This window comes from Rhabdonatronobacter sediminivivens (assembly GCF_013415485.1).
Lineage (GTDB): Bacteria > Pseudomonadota > Alphaproteobacteria > Rhodobacterales > Rhodobacteraceae > Rhabdonatronobacter > Rhabdonatronobacter sediminivivens.
The window spans coordinates 89,240-108,551 of record NZ_JACBXS010000004.1 but is presented as its reverse complement, the minus strand read 5'-3'; the positions used below and the strand labels follow the sequence as shown (position 1 = coordinate 108,551).

At 68.8% G+C, this 19,312-nt stretch carries 17 protein-coding genes; 10 read left to right on the top strand and 7 right to left on the bottom strand.

From position 1 onward, the window contains the following. Positions 1 to 213 precede the first annotated feature (213 nt). Positions 214 to 1,509 (top strand): DUF3422 family protein, encoded by a 1,296-nt coding sequence (locus HUK65_RS02960; RefSeq protein WP_179904634.1) that lies wholly within the window; start codon positions 214 to 216, stop codon positions 1,507 to 1,509. On the opposite strand, the gene HUK65_RS02955 is transcribed toward HUK65_RS02960, so the two are convergent. Next, positions 1,506 to 2,534, bottom strand: a complete 1,029-nt coding sequence (locus HUK65_RS02955) for an AbrB family transcriptional regulator (RefSeq protein ID WP_179904633.1) — start codon at positions 2,532 to 2,534, stop codon at positions 1,506 to 1,508. The two genes, HUK65_RS02960 and HUK65_RS02955, sit on opposite strands and share 4 nt — an antisense overlap. 86 nt (positions 2,535 to 2,620) lie before the next feature. Here HUK65_RS02955 and HUK65_RS02950 point away from each other — a divergent pair, with 86 nt between their 5' ends. Next, a complete protein-coding gene (locus HUK65_RS02950; RefSeq protein WP_235441732.1) occupies positions 2,621 to 3,349 on the top strand; it encodes a GntR family transcriptional regulator in 729 nt (242 codons plus the stop codon). 11 nt (positions 3,350 to 3,360) lie between these two features. Here HUK65_RS02950 and HUK65_RS02945 read toward each other — a convergent pair whose 3' ends face one another. The 3 genes from HUK65_RS02945 to HUK65_RS02935 all read right to left on the bottom strand — a co-directional run bounded on the left by HUK65_RS02945 (position 3,361) and on the right by HUK65_RS02935 (position 7,710). Beyond that, on the bottom strand, positions 3,361 to 4,455 hold the full coding sequence (locus HUK65_RS02945) for a PrpF domain-containing protein (RefSeq protein ID WP_179904632.1): 1,095 nt from the start codon (positions 4,453 to 4,455) through the stop codon (positions 3,361 to 3,363). Between the two features lie 11 nt (positions 4,456 to 4,466). Then, a complete protein-coding gene (locus HUK65_RS02940; protein ID WP_179904631.1) occupies positions 4,467 to 6,473 on the bottom strand; it encodes a tripartite tricarboxylate transporter permease in 2,007 nt (668 codons plus the stop codon). A 130-nt stretch (positions 6,474 to 6,603) separates the two neighbouring features. Further along, the gene (locus HUK65_RS02935; RefSeq protein ID WP_179904630.1) at positions 6,604 to 7,710 is read right to left on the bottom strand and encodes a Bug family tripartite tricarboxylate transporter substrate binding protein; all 1,107 of its coding nucleotides are present in this window, start codon (positions 7,708 to 7,710) and stop codon (positions 6,604 to 6,606) included. A gap of 177 nt (positions 7,711 to 7,887) precedes the next feature. On the opposite strand from HUK65_RS02935, the gene HUK65_RS02930 reads away from it, so the two are divergent. From HUK65_RS02930 to HUK65_RS02915, 4 genes are all read left to right on the top strand, one after another. After that, the gene (locus HUK65_RS02930) at positions 7,888 to 8,565 is read left to right on the top strand and encodes a response regulator transcription factor (protein ID WP_327787024.1); all 678 of its coding nucleotides are present in this window, start codon (positions 7,888 to 7,890) and stop codon (positions 8,563 to 8,565) included. Then, complete coding sequence (locus HUK65_RS02925; protein WP_235441731.1) at positions 8,562 to 9,983, top strand: sensor histidine kinase; 1,422 nt, start codon at positions 8,562 to 8,564, stop codon at positions 9,981 to 9,983. Before HUK65_RS02930 ends, HUK65_RS02925 begins: the two co-directional genes overlap by 4 nt. Before the next feature lie 383 nt (positions 9,984 to 10,366). Next, a complete protein-coding gene (locus HUK65_RS02920) occupies positions 10,367 to 11,713 on the top strand; it encodes a TldD/PmbA family protein (protein WP_179904629.1) in 1,347 nt (448 codons plus the stop codon). Continuing rightward, positions 11,700 to 12,488, top strand: a complete 789-nt coding sequence (locus tag HUK65_RS02915) for a 3'(2'),5'-bisphosphate nucleotidase CysQ (RefSeq protein ID WP_179904628.1) — start codon at positions 11,700 to 11,702, stop codon at positions 12,486 to 12,488. The genes HUK65_RS02920 and HUK65_RS02915 overlap by 14 nt, the downstream gene beginning before the upstream one ends. 26 nt (positions 12,489 to 12,514) lie before the next feature. Here HUK65_RS02915 and HUK65_RS02910 read toward each other — a convergent pair whose 3' ends face one another. Further along, positions 12,515 to 12,748 (bottom strand): DUF1289 domain-containing protein, encoded by a 234-nt coding sequence (locus tag HUK65_RS02910; protein WP_179904627.1) that lies wholly within the window; start codon positions 12,746 to 12,748, stop codon positions 12,515 to 12,517. Between the two features lie 155 nt (positions 12,749 to 12,903). Between HUK65_RS02910 and HUK65_RS02905 the strand changes: the two genes are divergently transcribed. Continuing rightward, positions 12,904 to 13,971, top strand: coding sequence for an AI-2E family transporter (locus HUK65_RS02905; protein ID WP_327787023.1), 1,068 nt, complete (start codon positions 12,904 to 12,906; stop codon positions 13,969 to 13,971). Then, positions 13,958 to 14,686 carry a P-loop NTPase family protein gene (locus HUK65_RS02900; protein ID WP_235441730.1) on the top strand — a complete coding sequence of 243 codons (729 nt, stop codon included), beginning with the start codon at positions 13,958 to 13,960 and terminating at the stop codon, positions 14,684 to 14,686. The genes HUK65_RS02905 and HUK65_RS02900 overlap by 14 nt, the downstream gene beginning before the upstream one ends. A gap of 119 nt (positions 14,687 to 14,805) precedes the next feature. Here HUK65_RS02900 and HUK65_RS02895 read toward each other — a convergent pair whose 3' ends face one another. Together HUK65_RS02895 and HUK65_RS02890 are read right to left on the bottom strand one after the other, a co-directional pair. Beyond that, complete coding sequence (locus tag HUK65_RS02895) at positions 14,806 to 16,179, bottom strand: FAD-binding oxidoreductase (RefSeq protein ID WP_179904625.1); 1,374 nt, start codon at positions 16,177 to 16,179, stop codon at positions 14,806 to 14,808. Between the two features lie 117 nt (positions 16,180 to 16,296). Next, positions 16,297 to 16,635: a DUF427 domain-containing protein gene (locus HUK65_RS02890; RefSeq protein WP_179904624.1), complete on the bottom strand. Its 339-nt coding sequence runs from the start codon at positions 16,633 to 16,635 to the stop codon at positions 16,297 to 16,299. Between the two features lie 194 nt (positions 16,636 to 16,829). Here HUK65_RS02890 and fabF point away from each other — a divergent pair, with 194 nt between their 5' ends. Further along, complete coding sequence (fabF, locus tag HUK65_RS02885) at positions 16,830 to 18,092, top strand: beta-ketoacyl-ACP synthase II (protein ID WP_179904623.1); 1,263 nt, start codon at positions 16,830 to 16,832, stop codon at positions 18,090 to 18,092. Next, positions 18,092 to 19,264 carry an endolytic transglycosylase MltG gene (gene mltG / locus HUK65_RS02880; protein ID WP_179904622.1) on the top strand — a complete coding sequence of 391 codons (1,173 nt, stop codon included), beginning with the start codon at positions 18,092 to 18,094 and terminating at the stop codon, positions 19,262 to 19,264. Before fabF ends, mltG begins: the two co-directional genes overlap by 1 nt. The last annotated feature ends 48 nt before the right edge of the window (positions 19,265 to 19,312 follow it).

The window sequence follows — 19,312 nt, the reverse complement described above, 5'->3', positions numbered from 1 at the left end:
CCCGGCGTGGTGCCGGTGCGCCCCCGAGCCGCGCCCACCCACCCACCCTGCGCGCCTCGGGGGCGCGGCCCTGCGCGGGCGCAGGGCCGGTTCTGTGGCTGCCGGGTGTGGCGAAAAAACAAGTGTGCCGCGGTGTGCCGGGCGGGGCATTTGCCTTTCGGCTGCAGGTGCAGAATATGGTTGGCCATGGCTGATCGCAGCGGAGTAGCGCAAATGCCCCCCATCCCGGACCATTCCCTGCGCTACGCCCTGGTCAACGAGCTGCACGCCCGCCCCTTTGCCACGATCGAGGCCCCTTGCACCGCCGTCTATGTGGCCGTCAAGCGCCCGAGCGAGGCGGCTGGCCGCGACAAGGCCGAGGATCGCGCGCACCTGCTGTCCCTGCTGGCCCGCCACGGCGCCGCTCATCCCGCGCCCGAGGCCACCCATCACACCGCCGATCTGGGCCGCCATGTGTTGAAATGGGAGAGCCACACCGAATTCGTCACCTATACCGCCTTTGAGCCCGGCGTGGGCGAGCGGCCCTTTGACCCGCGCGCGCTGGAGGTGTTCCCCGATGACTGGCTGGCGGCGGCGCCGGGGGTGCGGGTGACCTCGGTCCTGTTGCGGGTCGATTACATCCCCGAGACCGAGGGCCGTATCGCAGCACTACTGGCCGATTGGTTCGTGCCCGAGAGCCTCGCTGTCTCACGCGTGCTGGACGGGGCGGCGATCATCGCCAGCGATTTCCGCATCGACCGGGCAGGCCATATCCGCATGGCGGTTTTTGTGCGCCGGGGCACGGGGGGGCGGCGGATCGGGCGGATCATCCAGCGGCTGTGCGAGATCGAGACCTATAAATCCATGTCCATGCTGGGGCTGGCCCGCGCGCGGGAGCTGTCGCCGCGCATGGGGGCGCTGGATGAGCGGCTCAACCGCATGACCCGCGCCATGACCCAGGATGAGGCCAGCGCCGAGGACACGTTGCAGGCGCTGCTGGAGATTTCGAGCGAGCTGGAGAACATGCTGGCGGAATCGTCCTTTCGCTTCGGGGCCACCGGCGCCTATGAGGCGATTGTCCATCAGCGCATCGATGTGCTGCGCGAGGAGCGGTTCGAGGGCCGCCAGACCTGGCGCGAGTTCATGATGCGCCGCTATGACCCGGCCATGCGCACGGTGAAATCCGCCGAAACCCGGCTGGCCGTGATGGCCGAACGCGCCATGCGCGCGGGCACGCTGCTGGGCACGCGGGTGGATGTGGAACGCTCGGCCCAGAACCAGAAGCTGCTGGAAAGCATGGACCGGCGCGCCGATCTGCAACTGCGCCTGCAGCACACGGTCGAGGGGCTGTCGGTGGTGGCGATCAGCTATTATGGCGTCAACCTGGCCGCGAACATGGCCATGCCGCTGGCCGAACCCTTGGGGCTGAGCCGCACGCTTGTGCTGTTTGTGCTGACGCCGCTGGTGGTGGCCGGGGTGTGGGCGGCACTGCGGCGCATCCGCAACCGGATTTCCGGGCCTTCGGGCTAATCCCCGGACTGGCGCAGGAAGCGCGCGCCGATCAGCGGGGCGAGCGAGATCACCATAACCAGCCGCACCACATGATGCGCGACGATGAAGCCCAGATCCGCGCCAACCACAATCGCCAGCACCGCCAGTTCCGCCTGCCCGCCGGGGGCGAAGGACAGGAAGGCCTCGACCGGGGGCGCGCCGCCCAGTTGCCGTGCGATCACCGTGAACACTGCCGCCAGCGCCGCCAGGATCACCGCGAAGGCCGCGCCCACGGCCACGTCATGGCGCAACTCTCGCAGGGTGACGCCGACATATTGCACGCCGATCCCCAGTCCGATGAAATACTGCGCGGCCTGGATGGCCTCGGACGGGGGGCGGAAATGCAGCAGGTCCAGCAGCGACAGCGCCGCGGTGACGATCATCGGCCCCAGGATCGGCGCGCCGAACAGGCCCAGCTTTTTCGCCACCTGCCAGCCGATGATCGCCGCCGCCGCCATCAGCGCCAGTTCGTGGGCGGGCACCTCGGCCGCCGGGGCGCCGATGGCCCCGTCCAGCGTGACCCCATAGGCGAAGGCCAGGATGATCGGCGCCAGCACCACGATCATCAGCACCCGCGTGGCATGGATCAGCGCCAGCGCGCGGGTGTTGGCCCCGGCCTCCTGTCCAAACAGCACCATGTCCTGGAACCCGCCGGGCATGGCCGCGTAATAGGCCGTGGGCCGGTCATAGCCGCCGAAGCGGCGAAAGAAGGGCACGCCGATCAGCCCGATCAGCAGGATATAGGGCGGCACCAGCGCGATGGTGGTGGCCATGGTCGGCAGTTGCGCCAGCAGCGCGGGCGTGATGCTGGCCCCGACCGCCACCCCCAGGATGGAGCGTGAGCCATGTTCCACCAGCTTGTTGCCCTTCAGCTGCACCCCCAGCAGGGCCGCGCCCAGGCAGGCGAACATGGGGCCGAACAGGAACGGCAGCGGCAGGTTCAGCGTGTGAAAGACGGCCACGCCCAGCGCGGCGATCAGCATGGTTTTCAGAAGCGCTGTCATGGGGTGGCCTGTCGGGGTTGACTCACGGTGGGCCAACTGTATACATCTGGATACACACACGCAACCCCCTCCTTCCCGGTCCGCCCATGCCCCGCCGCCCACGCAATTCCGACCCTGCTCCTGCCCCCATGATCGAGGCCTCGCAGGGGCAGGGGGCCTATCAGCGCCTGCTGGAGGAAATCCGCCGGGGCCAGATCCTGCCCGGCGCCCGCCTGCGCGAGATCGACCTGGCCGCGCGGCTGGGCATCAGCCGCACGCCCGTGCGCGAGGCCATCCGCAAGCTGGAGGCCGACGGGCTGGTAGAGCATGTGCCGCGCCACGGGGCATCCCTGCGGCGCCTCAGCTATGCCGAGGTGATGGAGCTTTATGACATGCGCACGGTGCTGGAGGGCACGGCGGCGCGGCTGGCGGCGCGGGCGGCCTCGGATATCGAACTGGCCGAGCTGGCCGAGATCAACGCCCGCATGACCGCCGCCACCGCTGACCCCGCGCAAGTGTCGCGGCTGAACCGGCAGTTCCATGCCGGGATCCTGAACGCCGCCAAGAATCGCTTCCTGCGCAATGCCATGGACAGCATGAGCCGCACGCTGCTGATCCTTGGCCCCTCGACCCTGCTGGACGCCGAACGCGCCGAAACCGCCGCCGCCGAGCATGAGGCCCTGCTGCGCGCCCTGACCGCCCGCGACGGCCCGGGGGCCGAGGCCGCCATGCGCGCCCATATCGAGGCCGCCCACCGCACCCGCCTGCGCCAGCTGCGCGAGGCGCCCGGGATCTGGGGCGACGATGGCGCCCCGGACCCCGGCAGTGCCGGTTAGCGCGGGGCGCGTCAGCCGGCCCAGATATGGGCGGGGATCATCACCTCGCCGCGCGCGATCAGCCGGGCGGTGCGCAGGATACCGGCGCTTTTCACCTCCAGCCCCTGCGGGCCATGGGCGAAATCCATCAGCACATCCATATGGCCCATGGGGTGTTCCACCCGCATGTTCGCAGGGCTGGAACCGGGCATCCGGGCCAGCCCCTCAGCCACCGATCCGGGCAGCAGCGCGCAGGCGGAAATGCATTGCCCGCCGGACACGGCCATGGTCGGATGGCAGGCCCAGGGGGTCAGATAGCGCGCACTGATACTGGCCTCGGGCGCCTGCGGCGCTGCCAGCAGCCCCACTTTCGGCGTGACCGAGGCTGCGACATCCCCCAGCCCCATGCGCCGCCCGGCTTCCAGCCGGATCGCCTCGATCCGGGCCATCACCTGCGGGTTTTCATCAATCTGGGCCTTGGTCTCATACCCCGTCAGGCCGAAATCGGCGGCGCGGGCGATCATCATGGGCATGGTCACGTCAATCAGCGTGACCGCCACCCCGTCGATCACATCGCGCGCCGCGCCGCTGGGCAGCATCGCCCCACAGAGCGTGCCGACCGTGTCCATGAAGTTCAGATGCACCGGCGCGGCGGTGCCGGGGATGCCGTCGATCTCCGCGTCGCCCGCGTAGCTGACCCGCCCGCCGGGGGTCTGGACCACAGCCTCGACCCGCGCGCCGGTGTTGACGGCGCGGATGCGCAGCCGGGTTTCGTCGCCCGTGGCCTGCACGATCCCCATTTCCAGCGCCGCCGCCCCCACGCCGGACAGGATGTTGCCGCAGGTGGGGCGAAAATCCACGTCCAGCGCCGTGGTGGGCGAGACCTGGGCGAAGAAGTAATCCACATCCGCCCAGCCATCGCTGCCAGCCGCGAGCATGGCGACCTTGTTCGTCACCACCTGCCCGCCGCCCATGCCATCGGCATTCACCGGCTGGCCCGCGCCCATGGCGGCGTTGAGCACCCTGGCCAGGGTTTCGCGGTCCTGCGGCAGGTCGCTCTGGCGGAAATACAACCCGCGCGAGGTGCCCCCGCGCATGAGCAGGAAGGGAAGGGCAGTCTGGGTCATGGTCGTCCTTGTCAGCTGAAGGGCCAGGGCAGGCGATAGAGATCCTGCAGCAGGCCACCGGGAAAGCGCATGTTCAGCGAATACGCCAGCGTCAACACAAAGCCCGCCGCGCCCGTGGTCAGCAGGGCGGTCATCAGCAAGCTGGCCCGCGCGCGGAACTGCAGGAAGGCGATGAAGAACACGATCAGCGCGATGAAGAAGCCGAAAATGGCGGTGAGCGCCACCAGCGCCGCCAGCCAGAACAGGCTGGCCAGCATCGAGCGTTCGGGCGGGTCTTCGTCGGTGCCGATGCCGCTTTCTGCGTCCACTGCAGCGGGGGTATTCACGCGCCCGAAGGCCAGGAAAGCGATCACCCCCAGCGTGAACAGCCCCCCTGCCGAGGCCATGACCAGCGGGAATACCTGTCCCAGGAAGGACTGTTTCAGCGCGTCCTGCACCGCCAGCACAAAGCCCACCAGCATCAGCCCGGCAAAGGCTAGCTGCGGGGCGCGGGCGCGGATATTCTCGGCCAGCCCGGGTGCATGGGCGGGCTCTTCGGCCAGCAACTCTTCGCGCGAACTCGACGAGGCCTTGGAGCGCACGCCCAGCCAGATCGACCCCAGCGTCAGGCCGATGATGATCATCACCCCGGTGCGGGTCAGAAACTCCCACCCGTAGAACTGGACCGCCTGATACAGGTAGGTCTCTGCCTGAGTGGCCAGCACGAAGCCGATCAGCAGCGCCGGGCGCGGCCATCCGAAGCGGCGCATGTAGATGCCCAGCACGCCCAGCACCAGAAGCGCGACCATGTCCTCGATGATCCGGGTGGCCTGGAAGGAGGCAAAGCAGATCACCACGATCATGAACGGCGCCAGCAGCTTGAACGGGATCAGCGTGAGCCGCGAAATCGGCACCGCCAGCAGGATGCACAGCCCCGCGCCAAGGACATTGGCCAGCGCCAGCGACCACACGATTGTATAGGTCAGGTCCAGATTGGTGCCGACCATGGACGGCCCGGGCTGGATGCCCAGCAGAACCATCCCGCCCAGAAATACCGCCATGGCACCGCTGCCGGGGATGCCGAACAGCAGGGTGGGCAGCAAGCCGCCGCCCTCCTTGGCGTTATTGGCGGATTCGGGTGCGATCACCCCGCGCACATCGCCCTGGCCAAAACGGGGGTTGTCCTTGGTTGATTGCACCGCATGGCCATAGGCGATCCAGTCCACCACCGTGCCACCCAGCCCCGGAATGGCGCCGATGATCGCCCCGATGGAGGAACAGCGCAGGGTCAGCCACCAGTTGCGCGCCACGTCGCGCAGGCCTGAGAACCAGCCCGCGCCCAGCCCGGTGTTCCCCGCGATGGAGCGGTCCCGGCGCATCAGGTCCACAATCTCGGGCACCGCAAATAGGCCCAGCCCGATGATCACCAGCGGGATGCCGTCATAGAGATAGTCCACCCCATAGACCATGCGGAATTCGCCCGTGGCCGGTGCCCCCCCGATGGAGCCGATCACCAGCCCGACCCCGCAGGCCGCCAGCCCCTTGACCAGGCTCTTGCCCGCCAGCACGCCCACCATGGACAGCCCAAAGACCGACAGCATGAACAATTCGGCCGAACTGAAGGACAGGATCACGGGGCGCGCCACCAGCACGAACCCGGTCAGGATGACCGCGCCGATGATGCCGCCCACCAGCGAGGCCGAAAAGGCGGCGGCCAGGGCGCGGGCGGCCTCGCCGTTCTTGGCCATGGGAAAGCCGTCCAGCACCGTTGCCTGACTGGCCGAAGACCCCGGTATCCCCATGAGAACACTGGCAAATGTGTCGGATGTGGGGATGACCGCGATCAGCCCGATCAGCATGGCCAGCGCGCTTGTGGTGTCCAGCCCGTACAGGAACGGCAGCACCAGCGACAGCCCGGCAATGCCGCCCAGCCCGGGAAACACGCCGATCATCAGCCCCACCAGGACGCCGATCATCATGTAGCCGATATGCTGGAACGTCAGGATATCGCTGAGGGCGGACGCGAAGATTTCAAGCATGGCTGACCCTTTCGGCAAGGCTGCGCGGGGCTGCGGGCAAACGTGGCCCGGTCAGCGGCGGCAGGGCGGGATACAGGCGAAAAGGCCCCGGCACGGTGCCGGGACCTTCGCGTGTTTCAGGGCGTCCGGATCAGTCGCCCAGACGAACGTTGTATTCGTCCTGCAGCATGTCCACGACCATCTGGCGCACACTGTCACCGATGTTGGTGCCGGCGCGGAACAGGGCCTCGGCGGCGGCATCGGTCACCTGACCGTATTCGCCCAGGGCGTCGGTAACCGTGGCCTGATACTCGGGGTCGGCGAAGACATCGCGCCAGGCCTGGCGATAGACCTCGACCAGCTCGTCCGAGGCGCCCGTGGGCAGCACGACCATCTTCTGCGCGGCGAACCCGGCGGTGTTGAACGCCTTGTAAGCCTCATAGAGGTCGCCCGAGGGGGCCTCGCCATGCACCATCTCATAGACCTCTTCCAGGATCGGCAGATCGGGGAAGGTGGGGTCACGCTGGGGGTTGCCCTCTTCGTCCAGCACGCCCCAGCTCATCAGCGGGATCGCCGTGCCTTCTTCAACCAGCGGTGTCACGTTGTTGATGAAGGCCGAGGAGGTCTGGTAGTCGATGTTCGTCTCGCCGCGCTCGAAGGCCAGGCGGCCATCGCCGCGCCCGCCAAAGCCGAAGACATAGTTCACATCCAGCCCCAGCAGCCGGAAGGCCAGCATCGGCACCAGATCAAGCGAGGTCGCGCCCTGGCTGGCATAGGTCAGGCGCTGGCCCTGCAGATCGGCGATCTCCTCGACCGAGGAAATGCCGGTCGAGGGCGAGGTATAGGCCACCCCGCCGGTGGGGCCGACCATGACCACGGACCAGTCCTGGTATTCGTAGCGCACGCGCGGATCGCCCAGCAGATAGGGGAATTGCGTGGAGCCAGAGGTGCCCAGGATGGTCAGCCCGTCGGCCTGCGCGCGGGCTGCGAACAGGTTGGTGCCGCGGGTCGAACCGCCGCCGGGTTCGTTGACCACTGCAACGGTGGGGTTGCCGGGCAGGTGCCGGGACAGGAACGGCGCGTTGAAGCGTGCCCAGGTGTCCGAGCCGCCGCCAGTGCCGAAGGGAATGATCCATTCCACGGTCTGGCCTGAAAAGTCATACTCGGCCTGCGCGGCGCCCGGAAGGGCCAGGGTGGCAGCGGCCATGGCGGCAACGCCAAGGGCGGCGCGGCGGGTGAAGCGGGTGATATCTGTCATTCTTGGGTCCTCCCGGTGGTCTGTTGTTGCGCGCGATGGGCCGAAAGCCGGGACCGGATCATCCCGGGACGGGTCACCGCAGCGTGAGCGTCTTTCTATGTCGCAATACTGTCGGTAAACTGTCAAACGTTGATTTTCCGGGCGCCCGCGGTGCGGGTTGCCCAATGTCGGGGCGGGATGGACATGCGGATCGTGCTGATCGAGGATAACGCCATGCTGGCCCGCGCCGTGGCACAGGCGCTGGAGGCTGACGGCCATGCCGTGGACTGGATGGCCTGCGGACTGGAAGGCAGCGAGTTTCTGGCCCGCGAAGGGGGCGATCTGGCGATCATCGACATCAACCTGCCCGGGCGCAGCGGCTTCGACATCATCCGCGAATTGCGCGCCCGGGGTGATGCGCTGCCGGTGCTGGCGCTGACCGCCCGCGACGGGCTGGTTGACCGGGTGGGCGGGCTGGATGCGGGCGCGGATGACTATGTCACCAAACCCTTTGACATGGAGGAGTTGCGCGCCCGCGTCCGCGCCCTGGCACGCCGCCGTGGTGCCCCGCTGGCGCAATGCGAAACCATTGGCGCGCTGGTCTTTGACCGCCAGGCCCGCAGCCTGCGCGCGCCGCATGGCGCGGTTGCGCTTTCGCGCCGCGAACTGGCCCTGTGGGAGGCGCTGCTGGATCACGCGGGCCGCGTGGTGTCCAAGCCCGCGCTCTGTGACCGCATCTACGGCACCGGCGCCGATGTGGAGGAAAACGCGGTGGAGTTGCTGGTCTCACGCCTGCGGCGCAAGATCGAGGGCGGCGGCGTGCAGGTGCGCACCATCCGGGGGCTGGGCTACATGCTGCAGCCGCAGCCGACATGAGCCGCCGCCGCCCCCCGCCGCGCGAGGCAATGGCCACCAGCCTGCGCACGCGGCTTTTTGTGATGATCGTGCTGCCGCTGGTGGTGGTGGCCGTGCTGGCCAGCGTGGTGCGCTTTGTGCAGGCGCGCGAGATCTCGACCGCGCTTTATGATGAAACGCTGAAGGTGGTGGCCCATGCCATCGCCCGCGAGGTGGTGCTGACCCAGGGCGATGTCCTGGCCGATGCGCTGCTGGACTCGCTGGTCGGGGCCACGGGGGATCCGATCTTCTATCGTGTCGCGGCGGCGGACGGGCGGTTTGTGGCCGGGTATAGTGACGCGCCGGTGGACCCGCTGCCCGCCGACCTGCCCGGCGGGCAGGCGGTGTTCTTCGATGCCAGCTATCTGGGCGATCCGGTGCGGGTGGTGGTGCAGCGTGAATTCATCGCCGACCCGGTCTTTGATGGCTGGACCACGGTGCAGGTCTGGCAGACGGTGCGCCAGCGCGAACGGCTCAGCCTGCTGATGCTGACCCAGGCGGGCCAGATGCTGGCGCTGATGCTACTGGCGGCGGGGCTGCTGGTGTGGTTCGGCATCAATCGCGGGCTGGCGCCGCTGGACGGGCTGCGTGGCGCCGTCGCCCTGCGCAGCCCCGATGAGCTGCACCCCATCCGCCGCCCCGTCCCCCCCGAGGTTGCGCCATTGGTGCGCACCATCAACAGCCTGTTCGCACGCCTGCGCGGTGAGTTGGAGCGCCGCGATGCGTTCATCGGCAATGCCGCGCACCAACTGCGCAACCCCGTCGCCGCCATCCAGGCCCAGGCCGAGGCCGCGCTGGAGGCCCGCGACCCTGCGGACCGTGCCGCCCGCCTGACCGATCTGACTGCAGCCGCCCGGCGGCTGAGCCGCATGAGCCGGCAGTTGCTGAATTTCGACATCGCCTCGGCGGCGCCGCTGCGCGCGCAGCGGATCGATCTGGGCGATCTGGTCGCCGATGTCGCCCGCCGCCATGTGCCGCGCGCGCTTGCCGCCGGGGTCGAGGTGGGATTCGACGCCCCCGACCATGCGCTGGAGGTGCAGGGCAACCGCGTCCTGCTGGAAGAGGCCGTGGACAATCTGATCGACAACGCCCTGAAATACGGCAGCCCCGGCGGCGGCGCGGTGCATCTGCGGCTGACGCGCGCGGGGGATGAGGCCTGGCTGGAGGTCAGCGACAGCGGCCCCGGGATCGCCCCGGTGGATGCCGAAAGCGCCTTTGAACGCTTTGTGCGGCTGGACGGGGATGGCGCCGAGGGCTGCGGGCTGGGCCTGCCGATCGTGCGCGCGATTGCCCAGGGCCATGGCGGCCAGGCCGAATTGCTGGAGGTGGAGAAAGGGTGCACCCTGCGTCTGCGATTGCCGCTGGACCTGCAGGCGCTGCCTGCTCTGGCAGCGCAGTAGGGGGGCCAGCCCCCCATCGCCCGTTCCGGGCGATTCCCCCCGGAGTATTTTTCGCAAGATAAATGAGCGGTTTTTTGGGGGGCGGTGGGCGCCGGAGGGTGGCTTGCCGGTCCGGGGAAAGCCCTGCGCGCCGCATGTGCTGCGGGGGCGGCGCGCCGATACCCGGCCCCACAGCTGCGGTTTCCGGGCGTGGGGACCCCCACGGCGTTTCCGACAGGATGAAGGCGCAATGCTGGAGGTCGGATCTCTGCGCCCGCGGCGCAGTCGGTCCGCCCTGTCCAGTCAGGTTGCGGTTGGGGGCACGTGTTGCAATCGGTGGCGGGGGCATTCCCCTTGGGCGGCGGCTGCACTACATGGGGAGGGTCGCAGAACCGGAGGATTGCATGACCGAACCCCTTGCCCCCCTGACCCAGGCGCTGCTGGAGGCCGCAAGGCGCGCTGGCGCCGAGGCCGCGGATGCCATGGCGATTTCCGGCGTCTCGCAATCCATCGACGTGCGGGCCGGGGTGCTGGAGCAGGCCGAGCGCGCGGAAGGGGTGGAGATTGGCCTGCGGGTGCTGATGGGGCGGCGGCAGGCCTGTGTTTCGGCCTCGGACACGCGCGCGGGCACTTTGGCCGCCATGGCCGAACGCGCCGTGGCCATGGCGCGCGAGGCGCCCGAGGATCCGCATCTGCGGCTGGCCCTGCCCGAGGAACTCTCGGCCCGGCGCGATGGCGCGGGGCTGGAGCTGGACGACCCGGCGCCCGAACCTGACCCGGCGGCGCTGGAAGAGGATGCGCGGCGGGCGGAAGCGGCGGCGCTGGCGGTGGCGGGTGTGTCGCAGGTGCAGGCGGCCTCGGCGGCCTGGGGGCGGCGGCAGGTGTGGCTGGCGGCCAGCAACGGGTTTTCGGGCGGGTATGCGCGCAGCTCCCGCCATCTGTCCTGCGTGGCGATCACCGGCGAGGGCACGGGGATGGAGCGCGACTGGCATGCGGAATCGCGCGTGTTTCAGGCCGATCTGCCCGAGGCCGAGATGGTGGGCCGCATTGCCGCCGAACGCGCGGTGGCCCGGCGCGGGGCGCGCAAGCCGCGCACCGGCGCTTTTCCGGTGCTCTATGACGAACGCATCAGCGCGGGGCTGATCCGGCATCTGCTGTCAGCCATCAACGGCACGGCGATTGCGCGCGGGTCCAGCTGGTTGCGCGATGCCATGGGGGCAGAGGTGCTGCCCGCCGATATGTCGCTGACCGAAAACCCGCTGCGCAAGCGGGTCTCCGGCTCGCGCCCCTTCGATGCCGAGGGGCTGGCCAGCGGCGCGCGGGTGTTGGTGCGCGACGGGGTTCTGGAAAGCTGGGTGCTGGATCTGGCGACGGCGTCGAAGCTGGGGCTGCAGAGCACCGGCAATGCCGTGCGGGGCGTGGCCGCGCCGCCCAGCCCGTCGGTGGGCAATGTCACCCTGACCCAGGGCGTGGCCAGCCGCGAGGATCTGCTGCGTGACATGGGCACGGGGTTGCTGGTGACCTCGCTCATCGGGGCGTCGATCAACCCCACCACGGGGGATTATTCGCGCGGGGCCTCCGGGTTCTGGGTGGAGAATGGCGAGATCGCCTGGCCGGTGAACGAATGCACCATCGCCGGAAATCTGCGCGACATGTTGCAGCGGGTCACGCCCGCCAATGACGCGCGGCTGCATCTGTCCGATCAGGTGCCCAGCCTGCTGGTTGAGGGGCTGACGATTGCCGGAGAATGACCTGAGGCTGCTGCACGAGGCGGCGCAGGCCGCCGGGGAGATCGCCGCGCGCCATTTCGGCCAGGGTGTGCGCCGCTGGGAAAAGGGCGGCGGGCAGGGCCCGGTGACCGAGGCCGATCTGGAGATCGACGCCATGTTGCGCAAGCGCCTGCTGGCCGCGCGCCCCCGCTATGGCTGGCTGTCCGAGGAAACCGCCGACAGCCCGGCGCGGCTGGATTGCGCCTCGGTCTTTGTGGTGGATCCGATCGACGGGACGCGCGCCTTCATCGACGGGCAGAAGAGCTTTGCCCATGCGCTGGCGGTGGTGCGCGATGGCCAGCCGGTGGCGGCGGTGGTGCATCTGCCGCTGATGGATCTGACCTATGGCGCGGCGCTGGGGGGCGGGGCCTGGCTGAACGGACGGCGGCTGGCGGTCCCTTTGCGCCGCGGTTTGGAGGGGGCGCGGGTGCTGGCCGCGCGCCCCATGCTGGCGCCGGAATTGTGGCCCGGCGGCGTGCCGCCGGTGGAGCGCCATTTCCGCCCCTCGCTGGCCTGGCGGCTGGCGCTGGTGGCCGAAGGCGCGTTCGACGCCATGCTGACCCTGCGCAAGACCTGGGACTGGGACATCGCCGCCGCCGCGCTGATCGCGCGCGAGGCAGGCGCGGTGGTGAGCGACCGGCACGGGGCGGTGCCTGTCTTTGCCGGGCTGGACCCGCGCAATGACGGGATCGTGGCGGCAGGGCCGGGGGTGCATGCCGATCTGATGGGGCGACTTGGCCCGCCGGCCGTGGCCTAAGCGGGCGCCGCAGTCGGTGGTGGTGCTCAGCCCCGGTTCAGGCGTGCCGCACGGCCGCCACGGCGCTGGCGCAACTGCCCCGCGCGGGCAGGCAGGGTGGCCATGATGCTGCGCCGTTCCTCGGGCGTCAGCCGGGACCAGGCGGTGATTTCGTCAATGCTGCGCAGGCACCCGGTGCAGAGCCGGGATTCGGGATGGATGACGCAGACCTTGATGCAGGGGCTGTCGATTTCGGCGCGTTTCCAGACGTCATCGCTCATGCTGTGGCCCGCGGTAAGAGAGGGTGATCTGGCAGCGATATATGCAGCGTGCCGCCCCTGTCCAGCGGGGATTTTCCCGCGGGGACGTTGCGTCCCTGCGCCAGCCGCGCGATGATATGCCCCTTTGGATACAACCCGGACCCGCCCGCATGCGCATGACCGATCAGGCAAGATACTGGAGCATCGCGGCCCTGGCCTTTGGCGCGCTGCTGTGGGTGCTCAATGATGTGCTGCTGCCTTTCGTGGCCGGTGCGGCCATGGCCTATTTCCTGGACCCGCTCACGGGGCGGCTGATGCGGCTGGGCCTGCCGCGGGCGGCGGCGGTCAGTGTGATCCTCTTTGGCATGATCGGAGCGGCCGTTGCGGTGCTGGTGGGGGTCATTCCGCCGCTTGTGGCTGAAGGGGGGCGGCTGATCCAGACGCTTCCGGACCTGACCGAACAGGCGAGCGAGGCCATATCCGACCGCTTTCCCGGATTGCTGGCCGAAGACGGGATGCTGATGCAGAACCTTGAAGGGATCGGCGAGGCCCTGCGCGAACGCGGCATGGCCATCGCCGAAGGGGCGCTGGGGGCGGTGTCGGGGCTGATCGGCGTGGTGATGTTCATCGTCATCGCGCCGGTGGTGACCTTTTACCTGCTGCTGGACTGGCCGCGGGTGGTGGCACGGGTGGATGCGCTGCTGCCGCGCGATCACGCGCCGGTGATCCGTGACCTGGCCCGGCAGATGGACCGGGCGCTGGCGGGGTTCGTGCGCGGGCAGCTCCTGGTGTGCCTGATCCTGGCTGTGTATTATGCCACGGGGCTGATGGTGGTGGGGCTGCAATTCGGACTGGTGATCGGCGTGGTTGCGGGGGTGATCTCGTTCATTCCCTTCGTGGGGGCGATCATCGGGGGCGTGATGTCGATTGGCCTGGCGCTGTTCCAGTTCTGGGGTGAACCGGTGCTGATCATCGCCGTGGTGGCAGTCTTTGCCTTTGGCCAGTTTCTGGAGGGCAATGTGCTGGTGCCACGGCTGGTGGGCGGGTCGGTTGGATTGCATCCGGTCTGGCTGCTCTTCGCGGTATCGGCCTTTGGCACGCTGTTCGGCTTCACCGGGATGCTGGTTGCGGTGCCCGTGGCCGCGGCCGTGGGGGTGCTGGTGAAATTCTCGGTCGCGCGTTACATGGAGAGCGCGCTCTACCGCCCCAGCGATGATCCGCCGGGCGGGCATGAGCGCGATTGAACCGAAGGCCGCCATCATGATGACGCCAAAGCAGATACCGATGGGCCTGCCCCTGCCGGCCGCCATGGGGCGCGAGGACTTTTTTGTCACGCCCGCCAATGCCCAGGCGCTGACCACGGTGGAAGGCTGGCCCAACTGGCCGCAGGGCAAGCTGGTGCTGACCGGCCCCGAGGGCGCGGGCAAGACCCATCTGGCCCATCTGTGGGCGACCGAAGCCGCAGGGCAGGTGCTGCCTGCACGCGCCGTGTTGCTGGGCGACCCGGATGCCCTGATCGCCCGAACAAAGCATATTGCGCTGGAGGATGCCGAAGCCCTGGTCGGCCTGCCTGCCGCCGAAGAGGCGCTGTTTCATCTGCACAACATGATCCTGGCCGCGCAGGGGCGGCTGCTGATCACTGCAAAGACCCCGCCTGCGCGCTGGGCGCTGGGCTTGCCGGACCTGGCCTCGCGGCTGCAGGCCACGGCGGTGGTGGCGCTGGCCCCACCCGATGATGCGCTGCTGGAGGCGGTGCTGGTCAAGCTCTTTGCCGACCGGCAGCTGCAGGTCACGCCCAGCCTGATCGCCTATCTGCTGCCGCGGATGGAGCGGTCACTGGCCGCCGCACAGACGCTGGTGGCCGATCTGGACCGCCGCGCCCTGGCCGGGCGCCGCCCGGTCACCCGCCGCCTCGCCGCCGAGGTTCTGGATGAGGAGAGCGGCGGTCTTGCGGAGTGACCTGCGCCCCCGCGCAACGGGGGCAGGGGGGCTCCCGCCGGTCGGGCGCGCATCGAAGATGCGCTGCTCCCGTTGGGCCGGGCTGCGTGCCCCGCTGGGGCACGCAGGGGCGCCCGCGGTCAGTCTCCGGAAAGCAGCTTGCCGGGGTTCAGGATCCCATTCGGATCCAGGGCGCGCTTGACCTGGCTCATGACCGCCCAGCCCGCGCCATGCTCGGCCTGCATGTAGCCGGTCTTGCCCATGCCGATCCCATGCTCGCCGCTGACCGTGCCCCCCAGCCGCAGCGCGCGTTCGGCCATGGCCGCGGCCAGGGCCTTGGCGCGGGCCCAGTCATCGCGGTCCCCCTTGCGCGGCATCAGCAGGGCGTGAAAATTCCCGTCGCCCACATGGCCCAGAATCGGCCCGGGGATCCCGCTGGCCGCAATCTCGGCCGCCGTTTCCTCGACCGCCTGCGCCAGGCATGAGATCGGCACGCAGACATCCGTGGTCAGCGGGTCCGTGCCGGGATAGAGCGCGCGCGCGGTGTAATAGGCGTTGTGGCGCATCTTCCAGAGCGCAGCGCGATCCTCGGCCCGCAGCGCCCAGCGGAAATCCGAGCCGCCGGCCTCGGCCACGATCTCGCCAAAGGCTTCGGCCTGTTCGGCCACCCCGCGCGCAGAGCCATGGAACTCCACCATCAGGTGCGGGGCCTCGGGCAGGGAAGCGTTCGACTGGCGGTTGAATATGGCGGCAAAGGCCGCGTCCAGGAATTCGATCCGCGCCATGGGGATGCCGGACTGGATGGTCGCCGTCACCGCCGCCACCGCCGCGGCCATGTCCGGAAAGGCACAGGTGGCAGCGCTGATCGCCTCGGGCTGGCCCTGCAGGCGCAGTGTCAGTTCGGTGATCAGGCCCAGCGTGCCCTCGGCGCCGACAAACAGCGCGGTCAGGTCATAGCCGGTGCTGGATTTCGGCGCCGCCGACCCGGTGCGGATCACCCGGCCATCGGCCAGTACCACCTCCAGCGCCAGCACATTGGCCCGCATGGTGCCATAGCGCACCGCCGTGGTCCCCGAGGCCCGGGTCGAGGCCATTCCCCCAAGCGAGGCATTCGCCCCCGGGTCCACCGGAAAGAACAGACCCGTGGCGCGCAATTCGGTGTTCAGCGCCTCGCGCGTCACCCCGGGCTGGACCACGGCATACATGTCCTCCTGCGCCACCCGCAGCACCCGGTCCATGCGCGAAAAATCCACCGTCACACCGCCGCGCGGCGCCAGCGCATGCCCTTCCAGCGAGGTCCCGGCCCCCCAGCCGACAACCGGCACGCCGTGTTCGGCGCAGATACGCAGAATTGCGGCAACCTCCCCGGTCGCACATGGATAGGCGACGGCATCGGGGGGCATGTCCTGAAACACCCCTTCGGACCGGCCATGCAGCGCCAGATCGGACGCGCCTGTGCTCAGCCGGTCGCCCAGTAGCGCGCGCAATGCCGTGATCGCGGCGTCATCCACCATGACCTTGCCCCCTTCATGCGCGCCCGTCTGCCCCTTCATCCTTGCCCAAATATCCCGGGGGAGTCCCCGCTTGCGGGGACGGGGGCAGCGCCCCCAGCGGCGCCAGCCATGCGGCGATCAGACCCGCTCGACCGTGACCTGGCCGGCGTCAAAGGCGATATGGCCCGCAATCTGTGCCATGGCCTCGGGCGGGGACTGGTAGCTGTAGGCGGCATTGTCCATCTGTCCGCCCGGGCTTGTTATATGGAAATGCGTCGCCGCGCCGCGCTGGGGGCAATGGCTGCCCTGATCCGAGGGTTCCAGAAAGGCCATGGCGATATCGCCGCGCGGGAAATAGATCACGAAGGGGGCGTCACCCTCGATCACTTCCAGCGCTTCGCGGCTTTCGCCGATCACGGCGCCTTCGGCCCGCACGACCCAGGTGCCCTCGGCGGGGTAGATGCGAATCTCTTTCATGGCTTTTCCCTCTCGTTTCGGCAGTGTTGTATCGCGGCTTTGGCGGGAAACAAACCCCCGGGGCCGCCGCGGGCGGGGCAGGGGCGGCACGCGGAAAGCCGCGCGTGGGGCGTGGCGGGGTTTCCCTGTCCGGAAAAGCGGTGTATTTCACCCGCCAGTACAGGGCATTCCACGCAAACGAGAGGGCAGCACAGATGCGCCGAGTTGTCGTCACCGGATTGGGCATTGTCTCTCCGCTGGCCAGCGGGGTCGAGGCAACATGGGAGCGTCTGCTCGCCGGTCAATCCGCCGCCGGGCCGATCACTCGCTTCGATGCCTCGGCGCTGGCCACCACCTATGCCTGCGAGGTCCCGCGCGGCGATGGCAGCGATGGCAGCTTCAACCCCAGTGACTGGATCGCGCCGAAGGAGGCGCGCAAGATCGATGAATTCATCCTTTACGGGATCGCCGCCGCCGCCCAGGCGGTGCAGGATTCCGGCTGGATGCCCGAGGATGAGGACGCCCGCGAACGCACCGGGGTGATGCTCGGATCGGGGATCGGCGGGCTGCAGACCATCGCCGAAACCGCCAATCTGATCCGCGACAAGGGGCCGAAACGGGTCTCGCCCTTCTTCATCCCCGGCTCGCTCATCAACCTGATCAGCGGGCAGGTCAGCATCCGCTTCGGCTTCAAGGGGCCGAATCATTCCGTGGTCACGGCCTGTTCCACCGGCGCCCATGCCATCGGCGATGCGGCGCGGCTGATCCAGTGGGGCGATGCCGATGTGATGGTCGCGGGCGGTGCGGAAAGCGCCATCTGCGAAATCGGCATCGCAGGCTTCAACGCCTGCAAGGCGCTGAGCACCAAGCGCGCCGACAACCCGCAGGCCGCCAGCCGCCCCTATGACGCCGACCGCGACGGCTTTGTCATGGGCGAAGGCGCCGGGGTCGTGATTCTGGAGGAGCTGGAGCATGCCCGCGCGCGCGGTGCGAAAATCTATGCCGAGGTTCTGGGCTATGGCCTTTCGGGCGATGCCTATCACATCACCGCCCCCTCCGAAGACGGCGACGGGGCGTATCGCTCCATGGTCAATGCCGTCCGGCGCGCCGGGATCGCGCCCGGCGATATCGACTATATCAACGCCCATGGCACATCGACCATGGCCGATGTGATCGAACTGGCCGCCGTCGAACGCCTGCTGGGGGATGCGGCGTCCAGGGCGACCATGTCTTCGACCAAATCCTCCATCGGGCATCTGCTGGGGGCTGCAGGCGCGGTCGAGGCGATCTTCTCCATCCTGGCCCTGCGCGATCAGGTGGCCCCGCCCACCATCAACCTGGACAACCCTGCGGTGGAAACGCCCCTTGATCTGGCCCCCAACGCCGCGCGCAAACGCGATATCCGCATCGCGCTGTCCAACAGCTTCGGCTTTGGCGGGACCAATGCCAGCCTGATCTTCGGGCAGGTTGCGGAGTGATGTTTCGCCATATCGCAGCCAATGCGCTGACGCTGATGATCGTGGGTCTGGCCGTTCTGGGCGGCGTGATCGCCTGGGGTCAGCGCGAATTCGTCGCTCAGGGGCCGCTGGAAACCGCCATCTGCCTGCGGGTGGAGCCGGGCGCCACATTGCGTGGCGTCTCGCGCTCGCTGGAGGAGCAGGGCGCGATCAGCAACCCTGCGGTGTTCCGCATCGGCGCGCAATACACCGAACGTGCCGGTGGGTTGCGCTTCGGCTCCTATCTGGTGCCCGAAGGCGCCTCGATGGATGAGATCATGGATATTGTCACCCGCGGCGGGGCATCGACCTGCGGGTCCGAGGTGCTGTTTCGCGTGGGCGTGACCAGCGCCGAAACCATCCTGCGCGAACTGGACCCCCAGACCCAGCGCTTTGTGGAACTGGCCCGCTTCGGCACCGATGTCGAAGACCCGCCCGAGGAATACGCGAGCTTTGTCCAGCAAGGCGATATCCGCTATCGGATCACCGTGGCCGAAGGCGCGACCAGCTGGCAGATATGGGATGCGCTCAACCGCGCCGAGTTCCTCTCGGGCGAGGTTGAGGAGGTCCCCGACGAAGGCTGGCTGGCCCCCGACAGCTATGAGGTGCAGCGCGGTGCGGACCGTGGCGCCCTGCTGGCAGACATGCGCACGCGCCAGGAACGCATCCTGGACGATCTGTGGGAAACCCGGCAGGAGGGGCTGCCCTATGACAGCCCCTATGAGGCGCTGATCATGGCCTCGATCATCGAAAAGGAAACCGGCGTCGCCGATGAACGCCGCCAGGTGGCCAGCGTCTTTGTCAACCGCCTGCGTGTGCCCATGCGGCTGCAGACCGACCCCACGGTGATCTATGGCATCACCCAGGGGCGCGGCACGCTGGGGCGCGGGATCCGGCAGTCCGAACTCAACGCGGTGACACCCTACAACACCTACCGGATCGACGGGATGCCGCCCACGCCCATCGCCAACCCGGGCCGCGCCGCCATCGCCGCCGCGCTGGACCCCGATGACACGCCCTATATCTACTTTGTCGCCGATGGCACCGGCGGGCACACCTTCAGCACCAACCTGGCCGATCACAACCGCGCCGTCGCCCGCTGGCGCGAGATCGAGGCCGAGATGCGCGCGCGCGAGCAGCAGCAGGGGAACTGAACTGTGGCGGCAGGGGGGCTTTTCATTCCCCGGCGGGCGTGAAATAGG